The sequence below is a fragment of the Phycicoccus mangrovi genome, from assembly GCF_018729305.1.
Lineage (GTDB): Bacteria > Actinomycetota > Actinomycetes > Actinomycetales > Dermatophilaceae > Phycicoccus > Phycicoccus jejuensis.
Window position 1 is genome coordinate 289,742 of sequence record NZ_JAHHWP010000008.1, and the last position, 25,184, is coordinate 314,925.

The 25,184-nt window shown below is 74.3% G+C and carries 18 protein-coding genes; 14 read left to right on the plus strand and 4 right to left on the minus strand.

Features of this window, described 5'->3' with window-relative positions; translation table 11 throughout:
• Nucleotides 1-81 precede the first annotated feature (81 nt).
• Complete coding sequence (locus KMZ30_RS06160; RefSeq protein ID WP_215512451.1) at nucleotides 82-3,753, plus strand: PKD domain-containing protein; 3,672 nt, start codon at nucleotides 82-84, stop codon at nucleotides 3,751-3,753.
• Nucleotides 3,754-3,891: 138 nt separating this feature from the next.
• Here KMZ30_RS06160 and KMZ30_RS06165 read toward each other — a convergent pair whose 3' ends face one another.
• The gene (locus KMZ30_RS06165; RefSeq protein WP_215512452.1) at nucleotides 3,892-4,719 is read right to left on the minus strand and encodes a sulfotransferase family protein; all 828 of its coding nucleotides are present in this window, start codon (nucleotides 4,717-4,719) and stop codon (nucleotides 3,892-3,894) included.
• Nucleotides 4,720-4,951: 232 nt separating this feature from the next.
• On the opposite strand from KMZ30_RS06165, the gene KMZ30_RS06170 reads away from it, so the two are divergent.
• Nucleotides 4,952-5,530, plus strand: a complete 579-nt coding sequence (locus KMZ30_RS06170) for a hypothetical protein (RefSeq protein WP_215512453.1) — start codon at nucleotides 4,952-4,954, stop codon at nucleotides 5,528-5,530.
• A gap of 81 nt (nucleotides 5,531-5,611) precedes the next feature.
• Here the strand turns inward: KMZ30_RS06170 and KMZ30_RS06175 are convergent, their stop codons facing one another.
• Nucleotides 5,612-6,586, minus strand: a complete 975-nt coding sequence (locus KMZ30_RS06175) for a glycosyl hydrolase (protein ID WP_215512454.1) — start codon at nucleotides 6,584-6,586, stop codon at nucleotides 5,612-5,614.
• Between the two features lie 311 nt (nucleotides 6,587-6,897).
• On the opposite strand from KMZ30_RS06175, the gene KMZ30_RS06180 reads away from it, so the two are divergent.
• Genes KMZ30_RS06180 through KMZ30_RS06195 form a run of 4 tightly spaced genes read left to right on the plus strand, consistent with a single transcriptional unit; the run spans nucleotide 6,898 to nucleotide 12,888 of the window.
• On the plus strand, nucleotides 6,898-7,737 hold the full coding sequence (locus KMZ30_RS06180; RefSeq protein ID WP_157577612.1) for a phosphatase PAP2 family protein: 840 nt from the start codon (nucleotides 6,898-6,900) through the stop codon (nucleotides 7,735-7,737).
• Between the two features lie 54 nt (nucleotides 7,738-7,791).
• Nucleotides 7,792-11,370: a transcription-repair coupling factor gene (gene mfd / locus KMZ30_RS06185; protein WP_215512455.1), complete on the plus strand. Its 3,579-nt coding sequence runs from the start codon at nucleotides 7,792-7,794 to the stop codon at nucleotides 11,368-11,370.
• Between the two features lie 19 nt (nucleotides 11,371-11,389).
• Nucleotides 11,390-11,938, plus strand: a complete 549-nt coding sequence (locus KMZ30_RS06190; RefSeq protein WP_215512456.1) for a SurA N-terminal domain-containing protein — start codon at nucleotides 11,390-11,392, stop codon at nucleotides 11,936-11,938.
• Nucleotides 11,935-12,888 (plus strand): nucleoside triphosphate pyrophosphohydrolase, encoded by a 954-nt coding sequence (locus tag KMZ30_RS06195; RefSeq protein ID WP_215512457.1) that lies wholly within the window; start codon nucleotides 11,935-11,937, stop codon nucleotides 12,886-12,888. The genes KMZ30_RS06190 and KMZ30_RS06195 overlap by 4 nt, the downstream gene beginning before the upstream one ends.
• Here the strand turns inward: KMZ30_RS06195 and KMZ30_RS06200 are convergent.
• Complete coding sequence (locus KMZ30_RS06200) at nucleotides 12,875-13,732, minus strand: endonuclease/exonuclease/phosphatase family protein (protein WP_215512458.1); 858 nt, start codon at nucleotides 13,730-13,732, stop codon at nucleotides 12,875-12,877. The two genes, KMZ30_RS06195 and KMZ30_RS06200, sit on opposite strands and share 14 nt — an antisense overlap.
• Before the next feature lie 482 nt (nucleotides 13,733-14,214).
• On the opposite strand from KMZ30_RS06200, the gene KMZ30_RS06205 reads away from it, so the two are divergent.
• From KMZ30_RS06205 to KMZ30_RS06215, 3 genes are all read left to right on the plus strand, one after another.
• Nucleotides 14,215-15,366, plus strand: coding sequence for a PfkB family carbohydrate kinase (locus tag KMZ30_RS06205; protein ID WP_215512459.1), 1,152 nt, complete (start codon nucleotides 14,215-14,217; stop codon nucleotides 15,364-15,366).
• Nucleotides 15,363-16,289 carry a pseudouridine-5'-phosphate glycosidase gene (locus KMZ30_RS06210; RefSeq protein ID WP_215512460.1) on the plus strand — a complete coding sequence of 309 codons (927 nt, stop codon included), beginning with the start codon at nucleotides 15,363-15,365 and terminating at the stop codon, nucleotides 16,287-16,289. Before KMZ30_RS06205 ends, KMZ30_RS06210 begins: the two co-directional genes overlap by 4 nt.
• Before the next feature lie 91 nt (nucleotides 16,290-16,380).
• The gene (locus tag KMZ30_RS06215) at nucleotides 16,381-19,791 is read left to right on the plus strand and encodes an ATP-binding protein (RefSeq protein ID WP_215512461.1); all 3,411 of its coding nucleotides are present in this window, start codon (nucleotides 16,381-16,383) and stop codon (nucleotides 19,789-19,791) included.
• Nucleotides 19,792-19,822: 31 nt separating this feature from the next.
• Here the strand turns inward: KMZ30_RS06215 and KMZ30_RS06220 are convergent, their stop codons facing one another.
• Nucleotides 19,823-20,551, minus strand: a complete 729-nt coding sequence (locus KMZ30_RS06220; RefSeq protein WP_215519889.1) for a hemerythrin domain-containing protein — start codon at nucleotides 20,549-20,551, stop codon at nucleotides 19,823-19,825.
• Between the two features lie 173 nt (nucleotides 20,552-20,724).
• On the opposite strand from KMZ30_RS06220, the gene KMZ30_RS06225 reads away from it, so the two are divergent.
• The 5 genes from KMZ30_RS06225 (at nucleotide 20,725) to KMZ30_RS06245 (ending at nucleotide 25,176) form a co-directional block, all read left to right on the plus strand.
• Entirely contained in the window at nucleotides 20,725-21,660 is a 936-nt protein-coding gene (locus KMZ30_RS06225) for an SDR family oxidoreductase (RefSeq protein ID WP_215512463.1), read from the plus strand.
• Between the two features lie 117 nt (nucleotides 21,661-21,777).
• On the plus strand, nucleotides 21,778-23,067 hold the full coding sequence (eno, locus tag KMZ30_RS06230; RefSeq protein ID WP_215512464.1) for a phosphopyruvate hydratase: 1,290 nt from the start codon (nucleotides 21,778-21,780) through the stop codon (nucleotides 23,065-23,067).
• A gap of 23 nt (nucleotides 23,068-23,090) precedes the next feature.
• Complete coding sequence (locus KMZ30_RS06235) at nucleotides 23,091-23,702, plus strand: FtsB family cell division protein (protein WP_215512465.1); 612 nt, start codon at nucleotides 23,091-23,093, stop codon at nucleotides 23,700-23,702.
• A complete protein-coding gene (locus KMZ30_RS06240; protein ID WP_215512466.1) occupies nucleotides 23,699-24,229 on the plus strand; it encodes a DUF501 domain-containing protein in 531 nt (176 codons plus the stop codon). Before KMZ30_RS06235 ends, KMZ30_RS06240 begins: the two co-directional genes overlap by 4 nt.
• Nucleotides 24,226-25,176, plus strand: a complete 951-nt coding sequence (locus KMZ30_RS06245) for a Ppx/GppA phosphatase family protein (protein ID WP_215512467.1) — start codon at nucleotides 24,226-24,228, stop codon at nucleotides 25,174-25,176. Before KMZ30_RS06240 ends, KMZ30_RS06245 begins: the two co-directional genes overlap by 4 nt.
• Nucleotides 25,177-25,184 lie beyond the last annotated feature (8 nt).

A 25,184-nucleotide genomic window follows, 5' to 3' on the forward strand; every position in this document is an offset into this window, starting at 1 on the left:
TCACCATTCGGGGGCGCGGGGTCTGCAGGGGACCTTTTCAGCGGCTCGCCGCTGCGCGTGGAGCAGTGCAGGGAGAACTCCATGAAAGGTAACCCCATCGGGGCCTTCGTGGGCATCGCGTCCTTGGTGCTGGCCGGACTCGTGACGTCCGCGCCGGCTGCCTCGGCGACCGTGCCCTCCGCCCCTCCGCCCACGGCCTCCGCGATGGTCGACGAGGTGCCCTCCACGGCCACCCCGTCGGTCGACGACGGTGACGTGCGCTCGATCGCCAAGGTCGGGTCCACGATGGTCATCGGAGGGACGTTCACGACGATCGGTGGGGTCGCCCGCTCGAACGTCGCCGCGTTCAACCAGTCCACCGGGGCGCTCAGCCCGGTGAACTTCAACGTCAACGGGCCGGTCTACGCCGTGCACCCGGGCCCGACGGCCACGACGGTCTTCGTCGGCGGCGACTTCACGAGCGCCGGCGGGGCGACCCGCCGCGACATCGCCCTCCTCGACCTGACGACCGGGCAGGCCGTCGCGTCGTGGAACCCGCCGACCAACAACTTCGGCTTCGTCAACGACATCGTCGTGCGCGGCAACCGCGTGTACATCGGCGGGACCTTTACGAAGGTGGCGGCCAAGGACCACGCCGGGCTCGCGAGCCTGGCCCTGTCCAACGGCGCCATCGACCCGTACATGAACGTCCAGCTCACGGGGCACCACAACGACACCGGGTCGGGGGCCCAGGGGTGGACCGGCGTCGTCGCGCTCGACGTCACGGCGGACGGCTCGCGGATGGTGGCGGTCGGCAACTTCAAGTACGCCGACGGGCTCCTGCGCGACCAGATCGTGCAGGTCGACCTCGGCGCGACCGCGGCCGTGCGCACCGCCTGGAACACCAACCGGCTGAGCGACCAGTGCTTCAACTGGGCCTTCGACAGCTGGGTGCGCGACGTCTCGTTCTCGCCCGACTACTCCTTCTTCGTCGTCAGCGGCACCGGCGGCGGCGTGCGCGGCACCCTCTGCGACGCGGCCAGCCGCTTCGAGACCGACACCGCCTCCACGGACGCCCAGCCCACCTGGGTGTCGGAGTCCGGCGGTGACACCAACTGGGAGAACGCGATCACGACGAACGCGGTCTTCGTCGGCGGTCACCAGCGCTGGGCCAACAACCCGACCGGCGTCGACTACGCCGGCCCGGGCGCCGTCCCGCGCCCCGGCATCGTCGCCCTCGACCCGATCAGCGGCCGTCCGCTGTCGTGGAACCCGGGCCGCAACCCCGCCGGCGTCGCGGTCTACGCGCTGCTCGCCACGCCCGAGGGCCTCTACATGGGGTCCAACTCGATCTGGGTCGGCAACCGGCAGTACAAGCGTCCGCGCATCGTGTTCTTCCCCTACGGCAGGACGCAGCTGCACACGACCGCGACCGGCTCGCTGCCGGGCCGGGTCTTCCTCGGCGGCTCGACCGGAGGCTCGACGAACGTCCTCTACCGCGTCAACGCCGGTGGTGGCAGCGTCCCGTCCTCCGACACCGGCCCCGACTGGACCGACGACAGCGGCGCCAGCACCTTCCGCAACAGCAACAGCAACGCGGCGGGCTGGGACAGCAACCGCACCGTCGACGCCACGGTCCCGGCCTCCACGCCGGGTGCCATCTTCGACAGCGAGCGCTGGTCGCCCAACGACAGCCCCGCGATGCAGTGGGCCTTCCCGGTCGCCGCGGGCACACCGATCCAGGTGCGTCTCTACTTCGCCAACCGCTGCTCGTGCACGAACACGGCGGGCAAGCGCTCGTTCAACGTGGCCCTCGACGGCACCCAGGTGCTGAGCAACTTCGACATCGTCGCGAGCGTCGGTGACCAGAAGGGCACCATGAAGGCCTTCGACAAGGTCTCCGACGGCACGGTGAACATCGACTTCTCGCACGTCGTCGAGAACCCGCTCGTCAACGGCATCGAGATCATCCGCACGGACGTCACCCCGACGCCCCCGACCGACGGGCTCGCCTCGGTCCCGCTCACCACGACGGGCACGAGCGGGGCTCCCCGCACCGAGCCCACGGGTGGTGTGCCCTGGGCCTCGACCCGCGGCGCGTTCATGGTCGGCTCGACGCTGTTCTACGGCTCGACGGACGGGTTCCTCCACCGCCGGACGTTCGACGGCACGACCTTCGGCGCCGACGTCACGGTCAACCCGTACAACGACCCGAAGTGGAAGGACGTCGACAACAACCTGGGTGGCACCTACAACGGTGCGGTGCCCTCGCTGTACGGCCAGCTCAACAGCGTGACCGGCATGACCTACTCGGCCGGCTGGATGTACTACACGCTGAAGAACGACAACACCCTGTACGCCCGGTGGTTCTCGCCGGATAGCGGCATCATGGACGAGCGCGTGCGCACGGTCACCTCGAGCGTCGGGTTCGCCGCCGCCGACGGGATGTTCGTGAGCGGTGGCAAGCTCTACTACGCCAGCTCGACGGACGGCGCGCTCTACTCGGTGCCGTTCGACGGCTCGGCCGTCTCCGGGTCGCCGACCAAGGTCAGCGGCGCCGGCGTCGACGGGGTCGACTGGCGCAACCGCTCGCTGTTCCTCTACGGCGGCCCGCCGGCGAACGAGCGTCCGACGGCCTCGATCGGCACGCCCTCGTGCACCTTCCTCGCCTGCGGCTTCGCGGGCACCGGGACGGACACGGACGGGACGGTCACGGGCTACTCCTGGTCCTTCGGGGACGGCGGCACGTCGACGTCGCAGAACCCGTCGTACACCTACGCGGCGGCGGGGACCTACACGATCACCCTCACCGTGACGGACAACCAGGGCGCCACCGGGACGACGACGCGCAGCGTCACCGTCGCGGCCCAGCCGGCCAACGTCCTGCCCACGGCGTCGTTCACCTCGTCGTGCACCGACGGGACGTGCGGCTTCGACGGCACCGGGTCCTCCGACCCGGACGGCACCATCGCGTCCTACGCTTGGACCTTCGGGGACGGCGGGACGGCGACGACCGCCTCGCCGAGCCACCAGTACGTCGCGAGCGGCACCTACTCGGTGGGGCTCACCGTCACCGACGACCGTGGCGGGAGCAACACCGTCACCAAGTCGGTCACGGTCACCGTGCCGGCGCCGACCAACCCGGCGTCCTTCGTCGGGGCGGCCAGCTCCGCGGCGGGCGCGGCGAAGTTCAAGGCGGCCACCGTGCCGGCGACCACCCAGGTCGGCGACACGATGCTCCTGTGGCTGACCACGCCGTCCTCCGTCACGTGGACGGGGCCGACCGGGGTCACCGGCTGGACGCAGGTCGACACCTTCGTCAACGGCACCATCCGCTCGACGCTCTGGCGCAAGCAGGCCGAGGCGGGCGACGCGGGCAAGGCCGTGCGGGTCGACGACTCGACCGGGTTCCGCCTCGGCAACCTCTCGGTCGCGGTCTACCGCAACGTCGGCGGCGCCCTCCCGGTCGCGGTTCGTACCGGGGACTCGGGGACGAGCACCCACACGACGCCGACGACGACGGCGCAGGCGGGTGACTGGGTGGTCAGCTACTGGTCCGACAAGTCCGCGACCACCACCGACTGGGTGCTCCCGACGTCGGTGACCTCACGGCTCGAGCAGACCGAGGCCACCGGGGGTACCCGGTTCAGCGTCCTGGTCGCCGACTCCGGCGGGCCGGTCACGGCCGGTCAGGTCGGCGGGGTCACCGCCACGAGCAACTCCACGAGCGACAAGACCGCCCTCTGGACGGTCGTGCTCCACCCGGCGGGCTGAGGCCACCGGATCGACCGGACGGGGTCGGCTCCTGCGGGAGCCGGCCCCGTCCGCACGTCCGGGCGCGGATCATGCGGCGCCGCAGCGGCGTGCGGGCCGTCGGAGAGGGAGCCGCGGGTCGGGGGAGGACGGCCGTCGTCAGCGGACGACGGCCGGGAGCGACTCGCGCGGACCGACCGCGCCGAGGTCGTCGAGGGAGTAGCCCCACGCGGCCACGGCGTCACCCCACCGCTCCTCCACCTGTCGGCGACGGAGGCGGGCCAGGGGCGAGCCGGTGCGCATCCCGTCCCAGGTCTGGGCGTAGCGGTCGCTCGCACCCGCCCGGATGCCGTCCGCCGGCAGGGGCGTGTCGAGCCCGAGGAGCCGGGCGACGTCGGCGAGACGGGCCTCGGCGTCGGCCACGAGGTCCTCGTAGCGCAAGACGAGCAGGCGCTCGTGGTGGGGCGCGTCCTCGAGCAGCAGCTCGTGGGCCCGCACCCAGTGCCCGACGAGGTCGGGCAGGGTCGAGTGCCGACGCCCGCTGCGCGACACCGGCCACGGGTTCCACTTCGCGAGCGCGAGCGAGGCGACGACGGGGTGGCGGACGACGACGACGAGGGCGCTGCCCGGGAACAGCGCCTGGAGGAACCGTCCCATGACGAGGTTGCCCGGAGACTTCTCCAGGAGCAGGCGGCGCGAGAGGTCCCAGTGGGGCGACCAGGCATCGACGAGGCGCTGCGCGTTCTCCGGCGAGACCAGGGGCGAGGACTCGGTGAGGTGTGCGCGCGGGTCGTTCGCGAAGCGTCCCATCCCCCCGTGGGCGCGGATCGGAGGGTAGACGTCCTGGAGGTGCACCCCCTCGTCCTCGCTGACCCCGCTGTCGGAGATGCCGGCGATCTCCGGGTGGCGGGCGAGCAGGCGGGCGAGAGGTGTCGTCCCGCTCCGGTGCAGGCCCCCCACGAACACGAACCTGGACCCCTCGAGCACCCTGTACTCCTCACTGCGGCAACGGACGACGGCTCAGTGTGGCAGTGCGGAGCCTCCACCGGGGCGTTTGCCCGGGTTGTGTCGAGTTCGGGGTGCCGGTCGGGGGGAGGACCTAGAGTTGGGCCAGGGTTCTGCGCAGGGAGCCGGCAACCGGCCGGCCGGGGTCCGGAGGTCGATCATGAACGCGTCTGTCCGTCACGCTCGCCGCGGCGCATGGTGGGGGATCCCCGTCGTGTGCGTCGTCCTCGCCACGGGCGCGTGCACGTCGGGGGGCGGCGGCGACGACGCCACGCCCACCGGGGCTCCGAGCTCCGGGACGGCCACGTCCACCGCCTCGGCGAGCCCCTCCTCCGCGGCACCGACCACACCGGACGAGATCCCCTCGGCGGCGACCGCGCCGCCGAGCGAGGCCGCCGACCGGCCCGGCCGTCAGGACAGCGCGCTGCAGCGACTGCCCGGCTCGAGCAAGGCCGGCTGCGTGGCCGTGGGCAGCCAGCGGGACGTGCGCTCGGGAGAGCTGGCCGCGGGCAACTTCGCCGACGCCCGGGCGGCGTTCAAGGCGTCCCCCACCTCGGCGTTCCCGCTCTACGTCATCCCGGCCGACGTGTCCGACGAGAAGGCGACGCTGTCGGTCACCCTCGCCCAGCGTGACGGCTCCGGGGCCGTCACCGTCAAGAGCTCCACCACCGAGACCGCCGACCGCTTCAAGTACCACCTCGTGCAGCTGACCGTCCCGTCGGCCGGCGACTGGCGCATCACCGCCACCTCCGGCAGCGCCAAGGGCTGCTGGGACGTGACCTTCGCGTCCTGACGGCCGGGCCGTGGGCCGGACGCCGACGGGGTGGGCGGACGTCGACGTCCACCCACCCCACCGGTGGTCATCGCCGCTGCGTCAGGAGGTCGTCCACGCGTCGGCGACGATGGACTTGTACGACGTGTACTCGGAGCTGGTCTTGAGGGACCAGGCGCAGTCGTTGTTGCTCGCGTTGGTCGGCGGGCGGTTGAAGTAGAACGCCGCGACGAAGTACGCGTTGTTGCTCTTCATCCACGAGTAGCCGGCCGACAGCCAGGCGCTGCGGTTGACCGTCGAGTGCGCGGCGAACTCGGGCAGGGCCGCCTTCTTGCCGTGGGCCTTCGCGAAGGAGAGGACACCGCTGGCGATCGTCGACAGCGGGACGTCGCGGCTGCGGCCCTCGCCGCAGGTGTACCAGTTGTAGGCGTCGCCGCCGATGACGTCGATGTAGGCGTCGCCGGGGTACCAGTTGACGGCCGCGATCCGGTCCGTGCTCTTGACGCGGTAGGACCACGCGGTCGCCTGGTAGACCCACTTGACGTTGGTGACGCCCTGTGCGCGGAAGAGGTCGACGACCTTGCGGTAGGCGGCGCGGTACTCGGCCGCCGTCCCCTGCTTGATCTTCGCCGAGACCTCGGGCTCGTGGCCGAAGGCCACGAGAATGGTGCCGCCGCGCGCCTTGATCGTCTTGGCCCAGCGGATCATGTCGTTGTGCAGGGCGCTGCCGGGGGCGGCCGCGGTGACCGAGCGCCACGGGAGGCCGTTGGCGTTGACCGTGACCATCCGCCCGGTCGGGACCCCGCCCTGGAAGTTGCCGTAGGAGTGGGTGGCCACGGTCTGGCCGGACATCTTGGTCAGGGTCGTGACATCGCCGGCCCCGCCGAAGAACAGCGGGCTGGCGGCCGCCGCGGCGGTGGTGGAGGCCTGGGCCGTGTCGCCCAGGGAGCGGGCGGACGCGGCGTCGGCCGGGGCGAGCGCGACGGTGGTCGCGAGGGCCGAGCCGAGGGCGAGGGTCGTGAGGCCGCGGCGGCGCCGGGGTCGGGCGTGGCGGGGGCTGGTGACAGAGGTGGGCATGGTCAGGTGCTCCTGTGACGCCGCGGCCATGGTCGGGCACCGGGAGGGCAGCGACCGACGAGCAGGGGTTGGCACGCGTCCGCGCCGGCGTCTCTGGCAGGGAGTGGACGCGCGGACTTCGGTGACGGTACGTGGCTCGGGCCGCCAAGGGAAACAATTCCCCGGCGGCGGACTCAGAATTCGGTCAGGTTTCGGTCCGTCGGTGCCGGTGCCGACCGGCCGGACGTGCTCCGGGAGGGTGCCCGCCGTCGCGGAGACCGACCTTCGGGAAGGTCTCCCGCCGGTGGGGTCCGGTCGGCCATGATGGGCGCGTGAAGGGGACAATGCTCGTCGGAGTCGTCGCGCTCGTGCTGGTCGTGGGCGCCGGCGCCCTCCTCGTGCTGCGGGCCGACCGCACCACCGCACCGGGCTGGGTCAGGTCGGTGCTGGCACGGGCACGGGCCGTCGGCGACGTCCTCGTCGCACAGCTCGGGCGCGTGGGCGCCTTCGCGGCGGCCGTCTTCCTCGGCGGCGGCGCCATGACCTTCGTCCTGTGGGTGCTCGGCGAGGGCTTCCAGGCGATCGAGCCCTACGTCGACCACCCGACCTTCGAGTGGTTCGCGGCCGGCCGCGACGCCACCTGGGACTCCATCTGGCTGGTGCTGACCAACGTGGGCGGGCTCCAGCAGACGCAGGTCCTCACCGTCGTCGCGGCCCTCGTCCTCGCCGTGCTGTGGCGACGGCGCCGGTGGTGGGTCCCCCTCGTCGTCCTCCCGGTCGGGTACCTGCTGGAGAAGAACGTCCAGGAGCTCCTCAAGCTCGTCGTCGACCGCGGGCACCCCCCGACGACGCTGGGCTCCTACCCGTCCGGCGGCTGTGCCCGCGTCATCGTCGTCTACGGCCTGGTCGTCGTCCTGGCCCTGCGGTGGACCGAGACCACGAGCCGGCGCTGGTGGGCGGCGGGCGCGGCCCTCGTGGCGCTGCTCGAGACCGTGCAGGCCTACGCCCGGATGTACAACCAGGAGCACTGGCTGACCGACGTCATCGGCGGCTTCTTCTTCGGGCTCTTCCTCCTCGCGACGATGGTCTCGGCGATGCTGCTGCTCGACGACGGAGGGACGGGGAGGACGGTCGAGGACCGCCGCGTCGAGCGGGTTCGCGTCCCCGGCTGAGCCGCCGCCACGGGCGTCACGACCGTCGGTGCCCCCGGCTAACCTGAGACCGACATGCCCCCGCTCATCCCGCTGCGTGCCCGGCTGGCCGCCCTCGCGCCCCTCGCCCGACTCTCCGACGCCCTCGCCGCGCCGTCCGCCGAGGTCACGGCCTCGGCCCCGCCCGGCGCCCGCCACGCGGTCCTCGCCGCCCTCGCGCCCCGGCCCTCGGGCGCGCCGGTCCTCGCCGTCACCGCCACCGGGCGCGAGGCCGAGGACCTCGCCACCGCGCTCGCGTCGACGCTCGGCGCCGACGCCGTCGGCCTCTTCCCGTCCTGGGAGACCCTGCCGCACGAGCGCCTCAGCCCGCGCAGCGACACCGTCGGGCAGCGCCTGTCCGTCCTGCGCCGCCTCGCGCACCCCGAGGGTGAGGACACGACGCACGGGCGGCTCGCCGTCGTCGTCGCGCCCGTGCGCGCGGTGCTCCAGCCGATCGCCAAGGGCCTCGGCGAGCTGCGTCCGGTCTCGCTGTCGGCCGGCGAGGAGGCGCCCCTGGAGCGGGTCGTCGAGGACCTCGCGGCGGCCGCCTACGCGCGGGTCGACCTCGTCGAGCGTCGAGGCGAGTTCGCCGTCCGCGGAGGCATTCTCGACGTGTTCCCCCCGACCGAGGAGCACCCGCTCCGGGTCGAGTTCTGGGGCGACACGGTCGAGGAGATCCGCTGGTTCAAGGTCGCCGACCAGCGCTCCCTCGAGGTCGCCGAGCACGGACTCTGGGCGCCGCCGTGTCGCGAGCTGCTCCTCACCTCCTCTGTGCGCGAACGGGCCGCGGCGCTGGCCGACCAGCTGCCCGGGGTCGCCGACCTCCTCGACAAGCTGGCCAACGGCATCGCCGTCGAGGGGATGGAGTCGCTCGCGCCGGCGCTCGTCGACGGCATGGAGACCCTCCTCGAGGTCCTGCCCGACGACGCCGTGGTCGCCGCCTGCGACCCGGAGCGCGTGCGCACGCGGGCCCACGACCTCGTCGCGACGAGCGAGGAGTTCCTCCAGGCCGGCTGGGCCAACGCGGCCGGCGGCAGCGCCGTCCCCATCGACCTCGAGTCCGTCCTCGGGACGGCGTCGTTCCGCAGCCTCGCCGACCTGCGCGAGCAGGCGCGCGAGCTCGGCGTGCGCTGGCTCGACCTCACGCCCTTCAGCGGCGACGAGGACGACGACACCGTCGAGCTCGGCCTGGCCGTCTCGCCGACCTTCCGGGGCAGCACCGAGGACGCCGTCGCCGAGCTGGCCCGGCTGACCGGTGACGGCTGGTCCGTCCTCGTCGTCACCGAGGGTGCCGGCCTCGCCAAGCGCGTCACCGAGGTGCTCGGCGAGCACGAGGTGCGCGCGCGCACCTCGCCGGAGCCCGAGCTCGAGCCGGGGCTGGTGTCGGTGACGACCGGGTGCATCGGCTCGGGCTTCCTCGTCGCGGCCGAGCGGCTCGCCGTCGTCACGGAGTCCGACCTCACGGGCGCCGCCGCCGGCTCGGGCACCTCCACCAAGGACATGCGGCGGATGCCGTCCAAGCGGCGCAACCAGGTCGACCCCCTCCAGCTGCGTCCCGGGGACTTCGTCGTCCACGAGCAGCACGGGGTCGGTCGCTTCGTCGAGATGGTGCAGCGCACCGTGCAGGGCGCCACGCGCGAGTACCTCGTCCTCGAGTACGCGGCGTCCAAGCGCGGCCAGCCGGCCGACCGCCTGTACGTGCCGACCGACCAGCTCGACCAGGTGACCCGCTACGTCGGCGGCGAGCAGCCCACACTCAACAAGATGGGTGGCTCGGACTGGCAGCAGACCAAGGGCCGGGCGCGCCGCTACGTCAAGCAGATCGCGGCCGAGCTCATCCGGCTCTACTCGGCGCGCATGGCGACCAAGGGGCACGCGTTCGGCCCGGACACCCCGTGGCAGCGCGAGCTCGAGGACGCCTTCGCCCACGTCGAGACGCCCGACCAGCTCGTGACGATCGACGAGGTCAAGGCCGACATGGAGCGGGAGGTCCCGATGGACCGCCTCGTCTGCGGCGACGTCGGCTACGGCAAGACCGAGATCGCGGTCCGCGCGGCCTTCAAGGCGGTCCAGGACGGCAAGCAGGTCGCGGTGCTCTGCCCGACGACGCTGCTCGTGCAGCAGCACCTCAACACCTTCGCCGAGCGGTATGCCGGGTTCCCGGTCGTCGTCAAGGCACTGTCGCGCTTCCAGACCGACGCCGACGCGAAGGCGGTCCTCGCCGGGCTCGCCGACGGCTCCGTCGACCTCGTCATCGGTACCCACCGCCTCCTCTCGAAGGAGGTGCGGTTCAAGGACCTCGGGCTCGTCGTCGTGGACGAGGAGCAGCGCTTCGGCGTCGAGCACAAGGAGCAGCTCAAGGCGCTGCGCACCTCCGTCGACGTCCTCGCGATGTCCGCGACCCCCATCCCGCGCACGCTCGAGATGGCCGTGACCGGCATCCGTGAGATGTCCACTCTCGCAACGCCCCCCGAGGAGCGGCACCCCGTCCTCACGTACGTGGGGGCGTACGACGAGAAGACGGTGACCGCCGCGATCCGGCGCGAGCTGCTGCGTGAGGGGCAGGTCTTCCTCGTCCACAACAAGGTGTCGACGATCGAGAAGGCCGCCGCGCGCATCCGCGAGCTCGTGCCCGAGGCCCGGGTCGCCACGGCGCACGGCAAGATGGGTGAGCAGAAGCTCGAGCAGGTCGTGGTCGACTTCTGGGAGAAGCGGTTCGACGTGCTCGTCTGCACGACGATCGTCGAGACCGGCCTCGACATCAGCAACGCGAACACCCTCATCGTCGAGCGCGCCGACCGGCTCGGCCTCAGCCAGCTGCACCAGCTGCGCGGTCGCGTCGGCCGTGGTCGCGAGCGGGCGTACTCGTACTTCCTCTACCCGCCTGAGACGCCCCTCACCGAGACCGCGCTCGACCGGCTGCAGACCATCGCGAGCAACACCGACCTCGGGTCCGGCATGCAGGTCGCGATGAAGGACCTCGAGATCCGCGGCGCGGGGAACCTCCTCGGCGGCGAGCAGTCCGGCCACATCGCGGGCGTCGGGTTCGACCTCTACGTCCGCCTCGTCGGCGAGGCCGTCGCGTCCTTCCGGGGCGAGGGTGAGGAGGCGCCGGCCGAGATCAAGATCGAGCTGCCGGTCGACGCCCACCTGCCGCACGACTACGTCCCCCACGAGCGACTGCGCCTCGAGATGTACAAGAAGCTCGCGGCCGTCGTCGACGAGCAGCAGCTCGCCGAGATCGAGGGCGAGCTCGTCGACCGCTACGGCCCGGTGCCGGAGCCGGTGCGCAACCTCCTCGAGGTCGCCCGGCTGCGCACCGTCGCGCGCGCCGCCGGCATCGCCGACATCTCGGTGCAGGGGCAGCACGTGCGCTTCGGCCCGGTCGAGCTGCGCGAGAGCCAGCAGCTGCGGCTGAACCGCCTCTACCCGAAGTCGATCCTCAAGGCCGCCACGGGCTCCGTGCTCGTCCCGGCCCCGAAGACCGCCGTCGTCGGGGGCCGCCCGCTGCGCGACCAGGCCGTGCTCGACTGGGCCAGCCAGGTCATCCGGGCGGTCGTCATGGACAATGTCGGTCAGGCCGCCCAGGCCGCGACCGCCCCCGCCCGGGGATGACCCGATGAAAGGACCCCTCGTGACCACTCCGGTTCGCCGCGTCGCCGCGGCGCTCGCCCTCGGCGCCGCGCTCGTCACCGCCGGCTGTGGGACGACCGAGGCCGGCCGTGCCGCCACGGTCGACGGCCGCGTCATCACCGAGGACGAGGTCCAGGTCGCCCAGGCCCAGATCAACAAGACCTTCCCGGGGGCGAACCTCACGAGCGACCAGGTGCTCGGCCGCCTCATCGGCGCGCCGGTCTACCTCGACGAGATCGCGCAGCAGGGAGTGCCCGTCTCGGAGTCCCTCGCCCGCACGGCGTACCAGCAGCAGGAGACCTTCGACGGCGAGGCGCCGGCCGACGAGACGCTCGAGGTCCTGCGGGCGCAGCTGGCCATCCAGCAGCTCGCGCAGTCCGGCGCGTCCGTCCCGACCGAGGCGCTGACGAAGCTCGAGGTCGACGTCAACCCGCGCTACGGCGCGTTCGACGCCTCGAAGCTCACCGAGTGGGACGCGGTCCAGAGCACCGCCGGCCTGGCGACGAGCACGCCGGACTGGATCAAGACGGTCACCACCCCGCAGCAGTGAGCACCGGCCGGCTCGGCCTCGTCCTCACCTCGCCGCGGGTCGCCCCCGGGCTGCTGTCGCACCCGGCGTGGGCCGCGGTGTCGGCGGCCGACGTCCTCCTGGCCCGGTCCGCCGACGAGCCGCTCGCCGAGGCGATGACCGAGGCCGGGCTGGTCGTCGGCGAGGTCGGGGACCGGGCGCCGGCCGAGCTGGCACGGGCGCTCGTCGACCGGGCGACCGACGCCGTCGTCGTGTGGCTCGGGTCGTCCGACGGTGACCCCGGCCTGTCGGACGCCCTCGCCTCCGAGGTCTCCCGGCTGGAGACGCCGCCGGAGGTCGAGCTCGTCGTCGGCTCGTGGGACGTCCAGGGCGGCCGGCTCCTCGACGTCGTCGCGGCGATGGACCGGCTGCGCTCCCCGGGCGGGTGCCCGTGGGACGCCGAGCAGACCCACGAGAGCCTCGCGCCCTACCTCGTCGAGGAGGCGCACGAGGTCCTCGAGGCCATCGGGTCGGGGGACCCCCGTGCGCTCGCCGAGGAGCTCGGCGACGTGCTGCTCCAGGTCGTCTTCCACGCGCGGGTGGCCGAGGACGCGGGGGAGGACGGCTTCGACGTCGACACGGTCGCGGGGCTGCTCGTCGAGAAGCTCGTGCGGCGCCACCCCCACGTGTTCGCCGAGGGTGACGCGACGACGCCCGAGCAGGTCGAGCAGGAGTGGGAGCGCATCAAGGCGGCCGAGAAGGAGGCCTCGGGCGGCGGGTACGCGCAGGACGTCCTCCACGGGGTGCCCCCGACGCTGCCGGTCGACCTCGCCGCGTCGAAGGTCCGGGCGCGGGCGCGACGACGCGGGTTGGCGCTCGACCCCGACGACGCGGCCGCGCTGGACGCGGCCTTGGCGGACGTCGCCGCGGCCGAGGAGCGGGCCCGCACCGCGTTGCAGCGGCTGGCGGGCGGCGCGGTCAGCCCCGGATGAGGTCGGCCCACAGGAGGTTGTGGTCCGACCAGGGCGAGTCCCTCGTGGCGGAGGCCCCGGCGGAGAAGGTGGCCGCGCTGCCGAACACGTAGTCGATCTTGGCGGTGCCCCGCGTAGCCGGGCCGCAGCGGCACGGGACGCCCGACCGCGTGGAGGACGGCTCCACTAAGCTGCCGCGCGACCCCGCGCCGTAGCGCGGGTGGTAAAGCGGGTCCATCATCGTCGCCGACGGCACGTCGTTGATGTCGCCCGAGAGGACGACGGGCCGCCCGGGGGCGGTCACGGCGCTCAGGGTCTCGGCGATCTGCCGCTGGCGCAGGGCCGCCTTCTTCGCGCCGGGCAGCAGGTGCGCGGTGCATACCTCGGTGGGCCCACCGAGGGCGGTCCGCGCGCAGAGGACGCCGCGGAGCTCGACGGCGTTGGGGACCTGCGCGGTGAAGGTCACGCGGCGCACCGACCAGAGGCTGCTGCGCGAGACCAGGGCGTTGCCGCTGGCGGCGCCGCCGCAGCGGCCGTGCTTGGCCGGGAATGTCTGCTGGAACACGGTGTGGACGGTGACGCCGAGCTGGGCCAGGCGCGCACGCAGGGCGTCGGGCACCGGCGAGCACACCTCGTTGAGCGTCAGGACGGCGAGGCGGTCGGAGACGAACCGCTGCGCCATCCACTCCACCCGCTGGGCGGTCGTGCCCCCGCAGCCGCCCGTGCTGCCGTAGCCGCACATGTTGAACGTCCCCACGCGGTGGGTGGTGCTGGCGGCGCTCGCGGGGGCGAGGGCGAGGGGGGAGGCCACGAGCCCGGCCACGAGGCCGAGCGTCGCGACGAACCTGCGGACGGATGGGATCACGACGACCTCCGGGGGTTGCGGGTCCGCACAGTCTGCTGTCGCCGGGCATCGCGTAGGGGCTTGCGCGCAGCCGGATCCCGCCGGTTCGCGACGCGGGACGCCGATGGTCATGCGACGCAAGGTCTCCCTTCCGCACAAGGAGGTGTCCCTTCAGGTTGCTCAAGGAGTCGACCGCCGGCCGGGTCGCTGCGTCCTTGTCGTGCCGGGGTGGCAGACCAGGGCGGCGCGCTGGCGCAGCTGCGGAAGGGCAGTCCCACCCCCGCACGGCGATCCGACCCGGCAAGACGAGGCGTCTTTGCCGCCCTCAAGGTTTGCCTTGTGCGGCGCAAGGTCTCGCTCTCAGGACGCAAGGTTCCTCTTCCAGCCCGAGCGGTCTTCCGTGCGGGGGGAAGGGAAACCTTCCGCGGCGCATGGATCTCGGGAGGACACACTCTCCGGGGCGACTTGCTTCGGAACTACAAAGGCGCTTAAGGTCTGCAAGCATGGGACTGACCGAGCGTGAGCGCGAGATCGTCGCGCTCCTGCGCACCGACCCGCTCCTCGACGCCGCCGCGCTCGCCGAGCGCCTCGGCTCCACCCGCGCCGCCGTGTCGGTGCACCTGAGCAACCTCACCCGCAAGGGCGTCCTCCTCGGCCGCGGCTACCTCCTGCGCCCCGAGGCCGCCTCCGTCCTCGTCGTCGGCGGCGCCGTCCTCGACGCCAAGGTCCGCACCCGCGTCCCTGCCGTCCTCGGCACGAGCAACCCGGGCACCTCCACCGCCACGGTCGGCGGGGTCGGCCGCAACATCGCCGAGAGCCTCGCCCGGCTCGGCAGCCCCACGATGCTCGTCGCCCCCGTCGGGGACGACCTCCAGGGCCGCACCGTCGTCGCCCGCACGGAGACCGCCGGGGTCGACTGCCGCCACGTCGTCACCTCGCCCTACCCGACCGGCTCCTACACGGCCGTCCTCGGCCACGACGGCGACCTGCTCGTCGCCGTCGCCGACATGCGTGCCACCGACGAGCTGACCGTCGCCGACCTCGCCGTCGTGCCCGGCCTCCTCGGCGGCGTCGACCGCCTCGTCCTCGACTGCAACCTCCACGCCGACGTCCTGCGGTGGCTCCTGACGACGGCCGCGAGCGCCGGCGTCCCGGCCGTCGTCGAGACCGTGAGCGTCGCGAAGGCCGCCGATGCCGCCCCCGCCCTCGACGGCTCGGTGCCGGTCCACACCGTCACCCCCAACGTCGACGAGCTCGCCGCGATGCTCCGCCGCCCCGTCGACCCCGACCCGGCCTCCGTCGCGGCCGCCGCGGCCGAGCTGCACGCCCGCGGCGTCGAGCACGTCTGGGTCCGTCGCGGGATGCACGGCAGCCTCCTCTCGGTCGCCCGCCCCGGCCGGCCGGCCCGCGTGGTCCTCGTCGCCGCGCCACCCACGACCGTCGAGGACGTCACCGGCGCCGGGGACGCGATGACCGCCGGCTACGTCCACGCGCTCCTCGGCGGCGCCGACGTCGTCGAGGCCGCGCGCTTCGGCCAGGTCGTCGCCGCCCTCACCTGCGCGTCCCCGGACACCGTCCGGGCCGACCTCACCCCGGCGCTCGTCGCCGCCCACCTGACCCCCGACGCACCGCCCACCGAGGAGCTCTCCGCATGACCACCACCCCGCACCCGATGCTCTCGCTCGCCCCCGAGGTCCGCGAGGCCCTGGCCGACGGCCGCCCGGTCGTCGCGCTCGAGTCGACGATCATCAGCCACGGGATGCCCTACCCGGCGAACGTCGCGATGGCCCGCGAGGTCGAGCAGATCGTCCGGGACGGGGGCGCGGTCCCGGCGACCATCGCCGTCATCGCCGGCCGCCCGACCGTCGGCCTCTCCGACGACGAGCTCGAGATGTTCGGGGCCGACGGGGGCATCCGCAAGGTGAGCGTCCGCGACATCCCGCACGTCGTCGCCACCGGCGTCCACGGCGCGACGACCGTCGCGAGCACGATGCGCATCGCCGCCCTCGCGGGCATCCGCACCTTCGTCACCGGCGGTCTCGGCGGCGTCCACCAGGGCGCCGAGACCTCGATGGACGTCTCCGCCGACCTCACCGAGCTCTCGCGCACCGAGGTTGCCGTCATCTCCGCCGGCGTGAAGTCGATCCTCGACATCGGCCGCACCCTCGAGGTGCTCGAGACCCTCGGCGTGCCCGTCGTCGGCCTCGGCACCGACGAGTTCCCCTCGTTCTTCTCGCGCTCCAGCGGCCTGCCGGTCCCGATGCGGGTCGACACCCCCGAACAGGTCGCCGAGCTGATGCACGCCTCCTTCGGGCTGGGCCTCGGCGTCGGGATCTCCATCGCCAACCCGGTGCCGGCGGAGCACGAGATGTCCCACGAGGACATCGACGACGTCATCGCCCGGGCCCTCGCCGAGTGCTCCGAGCAGGGCGTGACCGGCAAGGACATCACGCCCTTCCTCCTCGGCCGGCTCGTCGAGCTGTCCGACGGCCGCTCCCTCGAGACCAACCTCGCGCTGGTGCGCCACAACGCCCGCGTCGGCACCGCGATCGCCGTCGCGTACGCCGCGACCGCCTGAGGGCAGGTCCCGCCCACCGCGAGCGACGTCCCGCGTCGACCCGCCCGCGCACCCCTTCTGACCTGCGGGCCCGCTGGCTAGGGTGACGCCCGTGAGGGTGCGGGTGCTGGGGAGCACGGCCGTCGACGCCGGTGACGGGCCGGTGGTCCTCGCCGCGCGCCGGCCGCGCAGCATCCTCGCCGCCCTCTCGCTGTCGCCCGGTGCGACGACGAGCGCCGACCGGCTGGTCGACCTCGTGTGGGGGGAGCGGGCCCCGGCAGGGGCGCTCGGAACCCTCCACTCGTACATCAGCGGCCTGCGCCGCGTCCTCGAGCCCGACCTGGCACCCCGCGCCCGGCCCACGGTGCTCGTGACGAGCGATGCCGGGTACCGGCTCGCGCTCGACCCCGACCGGGTCGACGCCGTGGTCTTCGCCCGCGAGGTGCGCGCGCGGCACGCGGCGCTCGCGCCGCTGTGGTCGCAGCTGACCACCGGCCCGGACGGCGGCTGGCCGACGCGCGACGAGCTGGGCGAGCACGTCGAGGCGCTCGAGGCGGCCCTGCGGACGTGGACGGGCACGGCGTACGCCGACCTCGGCGACCACCCCGACGTGCTGGCGGACCGGGCGGCCCTCGACGAGCTGCGCACGACGGCGGAGGAGGACACCGCGCTCGGGCTGCTGGCGCTCGGGGAGCACGCCGCGGTGCTCGCGGCCGCCGAGCAGGCCGTGTCCCGTCACCCGCTGCGCGAGCGCAGCCACTGCCTCCGCGCGCTCGCGCTCGTGCGGACCGGTCGGCAGGCGGAGGGGCTGGAGGCGCTGCGCGGGTACCGGCGACGGCTCGCCGAGGACCTCGGCCTCGACCCCGGGACGGAGGTGCAGGCCCTGGAGGCGGCGGTGCTGCGCCAGGACCCGGCGCTGGGCCGGTGGCTCGCACCCGGTCCGGGTCCGACGCCCGGCCGGCGGGCCACCCCGGAGGCGGTGGCCACCGATGCTGCCGCGGCGGCTCCGGCCGTCCCCCTCGCGGGCTGGCCGCTGGTCGGGCGCGAGCCCGAGCGCGCGGCCCTCGTCGACCTCCTCTCGTCCGCTGCCGGGGGGCGCCCCGGGCACCTCCTCGTGGTCGGCGACCCGGGGACCGGCAAGACCCGGCTCGTCGACGACGTCGTCGCCGCGGCCCACGAACGCGGGATGGTGTCGGCCGTCGGCCGCTGCTCGCAGGACGACGGGGCACCACCCTTCTGGCCCTGGTTCGCGCTCCTCGAGGGCCTGGGCATCGACCCGCCGGAGGGGCTGGTCGACACCGGTGGCGACGGCGGCGACGGCGCCGCCCGGGCCTTCGCCGTGCAGGACGCCCTGGCGCGAGCGGTGCGGCGGCGGTCGCACGGCGAGCCGGTGCTCCTCGTGGTCGAGGACCTGCACTGGGCCGACACGCGCACGCTCCGGGCCCTGGCGCACCTCGTCACCGCGCTGCGGCCGGGGGACCGGGTCGCCCTCGTCCTGACCCGCCGCAGCCGGCCTGCGCCCGCGGGCGCGCTCGCCGACCTCGGTGCGGCCCTGGCCCGGCACGGTGGCCGCACGCTGGAGCCGGCTGGGCTCGCCCCCGCGCAGGCCCGCGAGCTCGTGGCGGCGGTGTCCGGGGCCGAGCGGGCGCCGTCCGCGGCGGAGGTCGACGACTGGTGCGCCCGGACCGGCGGCAACCCGTTCTTCCTCGTCGAGCTCGCGCGGCTCGCCGTCGCCCCCGGAGGGTGGCGGGGGGAGGTCCCGGAGTCGGTGCAGGTCGTCGTCGCGCGCCGCCTGGCGGACCTGCCCGAGGACACGCGCGAGGTCCTGCTCGTGTCCGCGGCGCTCGGGCGGGCGCACTCCCCGCTCCTGCTCGCGCACGTCGGCGGCTGGGACCCGGCCCGGGTCGCCGAGCTCCTCGAGCCCGCGGAGGAGGCCGGGATCGTGCACCACCGGGACGACGGGTCCCTCGCCTTCGAGCACGCCCTCACCCGGGACGCGGTCCTCGCGACGTCGACCACCGCCGCGGTCGCGCGCACCCACGGGCGCATCGCCCACGCGCTCGCGAGCGTGTCGGACGCCGCGGTGCCGGCGGCCCAGCGCGCCTTCGACCTCGCCCACCACTGGCTCGCCGCCGGGCCCGTCCACGCCCCGCGCGCGTGGCGTGCCGCCGAGGGCGCGGCCGTGCGGGCGCGTCGCCTGTTCGCCAACGTCGAGGCCACCGACCTGTACCGCTCGGCGCTCGACGCCCACGCCCTCGACCCCGCCGGGACGCGAGAGGAGCGCTACGACCTGCTGCTCGCCTACTCCGAGGCGGCGGCCCACTCCGGACGGTGGCGCCGGGTCGTCGAGGCCGTCGTCGAGGCGGTGGCCCTGGCCCGTGCGGCCGAGGACCCGGAGCGGGTGGCCAGGGCGGCCTCGGAGCTGACCCGCTACTCGGTGTGGACTCCCCAGGAGATGGGCGAGGTGGACGAGGACCTCCTCGACGACCTGCGCGCGGCGCTCGCGGCTTCGGGGGACCAGGACTCGCCGGCCCGCTGCGTCCTCATGCTGGCGCTCGCCGTGCAGCTGTACTACCGCTGGGGGAGCGAGCCGGAGGTGGACGCCCTCGTCGACGAGGGGACCGCGATGGCGCGGCGTCTCGGCGACCGGGCCCTCCTCGCGTGGGCGGCGCACGCCGGCTGGATCGCGCTCTGGCGACCCACCGAGCTCGCGCGTCGCACCCGGCTGGCGGACGAGGAGCTGGCCGCCGCCACGGGTGGTGAGGACGCCGCGGCCGAGGCGCTGGCCCACCTGACCCGGGCCGGCATCGCGATCGAGCACGGTGACCTCGACGGGTGGGTGGCCGGGTCGGAGGCCGCGGACCGGATCGCCCGTCGCCGGCGGCTCGCCTACGTCGAGTACGTCCTGCACTTCGTCCGCTTCTCGCTCGCGACGTTGCGGGACGAGGACGCCGCGGCGGACGCCCACGCCGCGGCCATGCGCTCGATGCAGGACGGTCTCGCGACACCTGCGCTCGAGCAGAACGAGTTCGGGATCCTCTACAGCACCGCCACGTGGCGGCCGGGGGTGGCCGAACAGCTCGTCGAGCCGCTGTACGCCGAGTTCGTCGCCGAGCCGTTCGACCTCGGGCGGTGGGCGATGCTCCACCTCCTCGCGCTCGTCGACCGCGAGGACGCGCTCCGCACCGAGCTCGAGCGGGTCCCGATGCCGCCGTTCCGCAACCGCTGGTGGCACACCGCCGAGGCCGCTGCCCACGTGCTGGTCGCGGCGCGGCTGCGGGACCCACGTCTGGCGCGTGAGGCCGTCGACGCGCTGCGGCCGTCCGAGGGCACGATGGCCCTGACCGGGATCGCGCTCGTCAACGGGCCGGTCGACGGCTACCTCGCCCTGGGGCTCGCGGTGCTGGGCGAGACGGAGGGGGCGGCGCGGCTGGCGGACCGGGCCGGGGTGCTGGCCGACCGGTGGGGGATGAGCGCGTACACGCGGATGCTGGCCGGGGAGCGGGTCCGGCTCGGGTTCTGACCCCGGGCGGACCCGTTCGCGCCGGGGTCGGTCAGCCCTCGGCGTACCGGAACGCCGCCTCCTCACCGCGCTCGAACCGGCGGCGCACGACGAGGTGCAGCACCCGGTACGCGGGACCGGCCATCGCGAACATCCGGTCCCTGCCCTCCTGCGGGAGCCGGTGCAGCGCCCACCCGACGACGAAGCCGATCTCGCGAGCGGGGTAGGACCGGCCGATGGCCTTCTCGACGGCGTCGAACTCCGCCTCCGTCATGACCCGCTGCACGAGCGGCAGGACGACGGTCTCCTCGTGCCGGAGGTGCTCGTCGAGCAGCTCCCGCAGGCCGGCGAGCCGGATGCCGAGGGCGTTGCGGTGGGCGTCGCACGGGTGGCCGGCCATCGCCCGGAAGGCGTCGGCGCACGCGGAGACCAGCGGGTCGATGCCCTCGTGCTCCTCGCTCATCGCGCGGACCTCGGCGGCGTCCGCCGGCGTGCCGCGCTCGGCGACGGCGCGGGCGAGGACCGGCCAGTAGAGCTCGTCCTCGGCGGTGTGGTGGTGGTGCAGGGTCGAGGTGAACCGACCCCAGCGCGTGACGAGCGCCTCCCAGACGGCGGTCTCGCCGACGGGGGTCCGGTGGGCGGCCGACGCGAAGGCGGCGAGGTCCCGGCGGAAGGCGTGGTGCATCACGTACATGCCGGTGTGGTCCAGCGGACCGTCGGCGACGTGGGTCTGGCCGGGCAGGTCCAGCTGGCCCCGGGTGGTCGTCGTGGTGGTGGACATCGGTCTCTCCTCGTGGTCGGGGGTCGGGCCCCGCTGTCGTAGTGGTGCGACCACCGTCGACGGCCGCGCTTGGGTGCGGCTTGGGCGGCAGGGTGCGCGACGCCGCAAGGGCCGCCCAAGCGGGGCCGACGAGCCTCGACCCGACACCCCGTCGACCACCAGAAGGAGCCCTCGTGCCCACCACCTCCACCCGCCCGGTCCCCTCCGGGCGCCGCGTCCTCGTCATCGGCGCCACCGGCCTCATGGGCCGGGAGGTCGTCCGGGCACTGCGCGAGCGCGGCGCCACCCCCGCGGTCCTCGTCCGTGACCCCGCCCGCCTGGTCTCCCGCGACGGCGTCGAGGTCGTCGTGGGCGACCTGCGCGACGCCGCGTCGGTGCGCCGGGCCGTCGCCGGCGCCGACGTCGTCTTCCACGTCTCGCCGCACGAGCCCGACGAGGTCGCGCTGACGACCACGGTCGTCGAGGCGTGCGAGGCCGCGGGGACCCGGCTGGTCTTCGCCGGGGTCCACGCCGTCGGTCGCACCGCGCTGCACGCGTGGCTGCTGCGCCGCCTGTACGGCGTGCTGCTGCCCCGCTACCGCGGCAAGCTCGCGCTCGCGCGCCGGGTCGAGCGCTCGGCGACCGACCCCGTCGTCCTCGTCCCGTCCAACTTCATGCAGAACGACGAGGTCCTCCTCGACGTGCTGCGCGCCGGCGAGCACGTCCACCCGGCCCACCCGAAGGGCCTCAACCGGGTCGACCTGCGTGACCTCGGTGAGGTGGCCGCGCGCATCCTCCTCGACCCCGCGTTCCCGTCCGGCACCCACGCGGTCGTCGGTCCCCGCTCGCTCACGGGTCCGGAGTGCGCCCGGATCTGGTCCGAGGCGCTCGGCCACCCGGTCGCCTACCGCGGGGACGACGACGAGGCCCTCGACCGCGCCCTGCGCGCGCACCTGACCGGCCACCGGCTGGAGGACTGGCGCTCGTCGATGCGGGTCATCCGCCGGATGTCCGTCGTGGCCACGCCGGCGCAGCTCGCCGAGACCGAGCGGCTGCTCGGCCGGCGCCCGACCGACCTGCGCGAGATGGCCGCGCGCGTCGTGGCGGAGCACGCCGTGGGCGTCGGCTGACGCACGTGGCCGGGCCCGCCGTCCCGGGGCGTCCGGGGAGCGGGTCGGTCCCGGCCGACCCGCTCCGCCCCGGCTAGGCTCGACAGGAAACGTGTCCCCACCCTCCCGGGAGTTCCTGTGGCCAGCATCGAGGCAGTAGGCGCGCGCGAGATCCTCGACTCGCGCGGCAACCCCACCGTCGAGGTCGAGGTCGCCCTCGACGACGGCACCGTCGCCCGCGCGGCGGTCCCCAGCGGCGCGTCGACCGGCGCCTTCGAGGCCGTCGAGCGCCGTGACGGCGACAAGGGCCGCTACGGCGGCAAGGGCGTCGAGAAGGCCGTCGACGCGGTCATCGACGAGCTCGGCCCGAAGCTCCTCGGCTTCGAGGCGAGCGAGCAGCGCCTCGTCGACGCCGAGATGCTCGCCATCGACGGCAGCGCCAACAAGGAGAAGGTCGGCGCCAACGCCATCCTCGGCGTCTCGCTCGCCGTGGCCCGCGCTGCGGCCGACTCGGCCGACCTGCCGCTCTTCCGCTACGTCGGCGGCCCGAACGCGCACGTCCTGCCGGTGCCGATGATGAACATCCTCAACGGCGGCAGCCACGCGGACTCCAACGTCGACATCCAGGAGTTCATGATCGCGCCGATCGGCGCCGAGTCCTTCCGCGAGGCCCTGCGCTGGGGCGCGGAGGTCTACCACGCGCTCAAGTCGGTGCTCAAGGAGAAGGGCCTCGCCACCGGCCTCGGCGACGAGGGCGGCTTCGCGCCGAACCTCGAGTCCAACCGCGCCGCGCTCGACCTCATCCTCGAGGCGATCGAGAAGGCCGGCTACACCCCGGGCGAGCAGATCGCGCTGGCGCTCGACGTCGCCGCGTCCGAGTTCCACGACGACGGCTCCTACACCTTCGAGGGCGGCTCGAAGAGCGCGGACGAGATGGTCGACTACTACGCCGACCTCGTCGCCTCCTACCCGCTCGTGTCCATCGAGGACCCGCTCAACGAGGACGACTGGGAGGGCTGGAAGGCGATGACCGACCGCCTCGGCACCCAGGTCCAGATCGTCGGCGACGACCTCTTCGTCACCAACCCCGAGCGCCTCGCCCGCGGCATCGAGAGCGGCACCGCCAACGCGCTCCTGGTCAAGGTCAACCAGATCGGCTCGCTGACCGAGACCCTCGACGCCGTCGACCTCGCGCACCGCAACGGCTACCGCTGCATGATGAGCCACCGCTCCGGCGAGACGGAGGACGTGACGATCGCCGACCTCGCGGTCGCGACCAACTGCGGACAGATCAAGACCGGCGCCCCGGCCCGGTCCGAGCGCGTCGCGAAGTACAACCAGCTCCTGCGCATCGAGGAGGAGCTCGACGACGCCGCGGTCTACGCCGGCGCGAGCGCCTTCCCGCGGTTCGCCGCCCGCCAGGGCTGAGCCGGACCGGAGGAGCCAGGCCGATGGCCACCAGCCGCAGCACCGGACCCGCGTCGCGCCCACCGCGACGTGGGTCCGCGGCGCGCCCGGCGGCGAAGGCCGGCCCCGCCCGGTCCTCGACGCGCTCGTCCGCCCGGTCGGCGTCCGCGTCACCGCGGCCCTCGACCACCGGCACGACGACGGCGAAGGTGGTGCGGCGCACCCCGACCGGCTGGCGTGGTCAGGTCGGCGGGGCGATGTCGAACCGGATGGTGCGGCGCACGGCGGTGCTCGCGAGCATCGCGATCTTCCTCGTCGTGCTGCTCACCTCCTCGGTGGCGGCGTGGCTGCACCAGCAGGGCCAGATCGCCGCGCTGCGCGACAAGGTCAGCAGCCAGGAGGCCGACGTCGCGTCGCTGCGCGAGGAGCGTCAGCGGTGGGAGGACCCGGCCTACGTCGAGCAGCAGGCCCGTCAGCGGCTGAAGTTCGTCCGTCCCGGTGAGCGCGCCTACACCGTCCTCGACCCGGAGTCGAGCGACGAGTCCGTCAAGGCCGCGACGGGTCCCGGTGCGGGAGAGGCCGTTCCGGCCCTCCCGTGGTACGACACCGTGTGGCAGTCCGTCCGCACCGCCGACGCCCCGGGGGCCCGGCGATGACCGGGGGCCCCGACCTGCCGCCCGTCGCGCAGGAGGACCTCGACGCCGTCTCCCGCCAGCTCGGCCGCGAGGCCCGCGGTGTGGCCGCCGTCGGCCACCGCTGCCCGTGCGGCGAGCCCGACGTCGTGCGCACCGAGCCGCGCCTGCCGGACGGCACGCCCTTCCCGACCTCGTTCTACGCCACCTGCCCCCGGCTCACCGGCGCGATCTCCACGCTCGAGAGCCAGGGCGTCATGCGCGAGATGACCGAGCGCCTCGGCACCGACGACGACCTGCGCGCCGGCTACGAGGCCGCGCACGCCGACTACCTCGCGCGCCGCGCCGAGCTCGGTGACGTCCCGGAGGTGGCCGGCATCTCCGCCGGTGGGATGCCGACGCGCGTCAAGTGCCTCCACGTCCTCGTCGCCCACTCGCTGGCCGCCGGCCCGGGCGTCAACCCGCTCGGCGACGAGGCCCTCGACCTGCTCGACCCCTGGTGGGAGCGCGGCTCGTGCGCGGCGGACGCCGCCGCGGGGGAGCGCGCGTGACCCGTCGGGTCGCCGCCGTCGACTGCGGCACCAACTCGATCCGCCTGCTCGTCGCCGACGTCGGCGACGACGGGTTGCTGACCGACGTCGTCCGCCGGATGGAGGTCGTGCGGCTCGGCCAGGGCATCGACCGCACCGGCGTCATCGCACCCGAGGCGATGGAGCGCACGCTCGCCGCGGCGGCCGGCTACGCCGCGACCTGCCGCGAGCTCGGGGCGGAGCGCGTGCGGTTCGTCGCCACCTCGGCCTCGCGGGACGCCCGCAACGCCGACGAGTTCGTCGCCGGCGTCCGCGACGCCTTCGGCGACCTCGACGTCGCGCCCGAGGTCGTCGCCGGCGAGGTCGAGGCGCGGCTGTCCTTCACCGGGGCCACCGGCGACCTGCGCCGGCTCGGCATCCCCGGGCCCTACCTCGTCGTCGACCTCGGTGGCGGCTCGACCGAGCTGGTCCGCGGCACCGACGACGTCGAGGCCGGGCGCTCGGTCGACGTCGGCTGCGTCCGGATGACCGAGCGCCACCTCGCCGGCGACCCGCCCACCCCCGAGCAGACCGAGGCCGCGCGCCACGACGTGCGGGCCGCCCTCGACGCCGCCGAGGAGGCCGTCGACCTGTACGGCCTCGCCGCGGTCGTCGGCCTCGCGGGCTCCATCACGACGGTCACCGCCCACGCCCTCGGGCTCGGCGGCTACGACCGGGACGCCATCCACCTCGCCGAGGTCCCGCTCGCCGGCCACCGCGCCTCGTGCGCCGCGCTCCTCGCGATGCCGCGGGCCGAGCGCGCCGCGCTGCCCTACATGCACCCCGGCCGGGTCGACGTCATCGGCGCCGGCGCGCTCGTCTGGGACGAGGTGCTCGCCCGGGTCGCCGACCGGTCACCGGGCGTGCGGGTGGTCACGAGTGAGCACGACATCCTCGACGGCATCGCCCTGTCGATCGCGGACGGCTGACGCGGGCC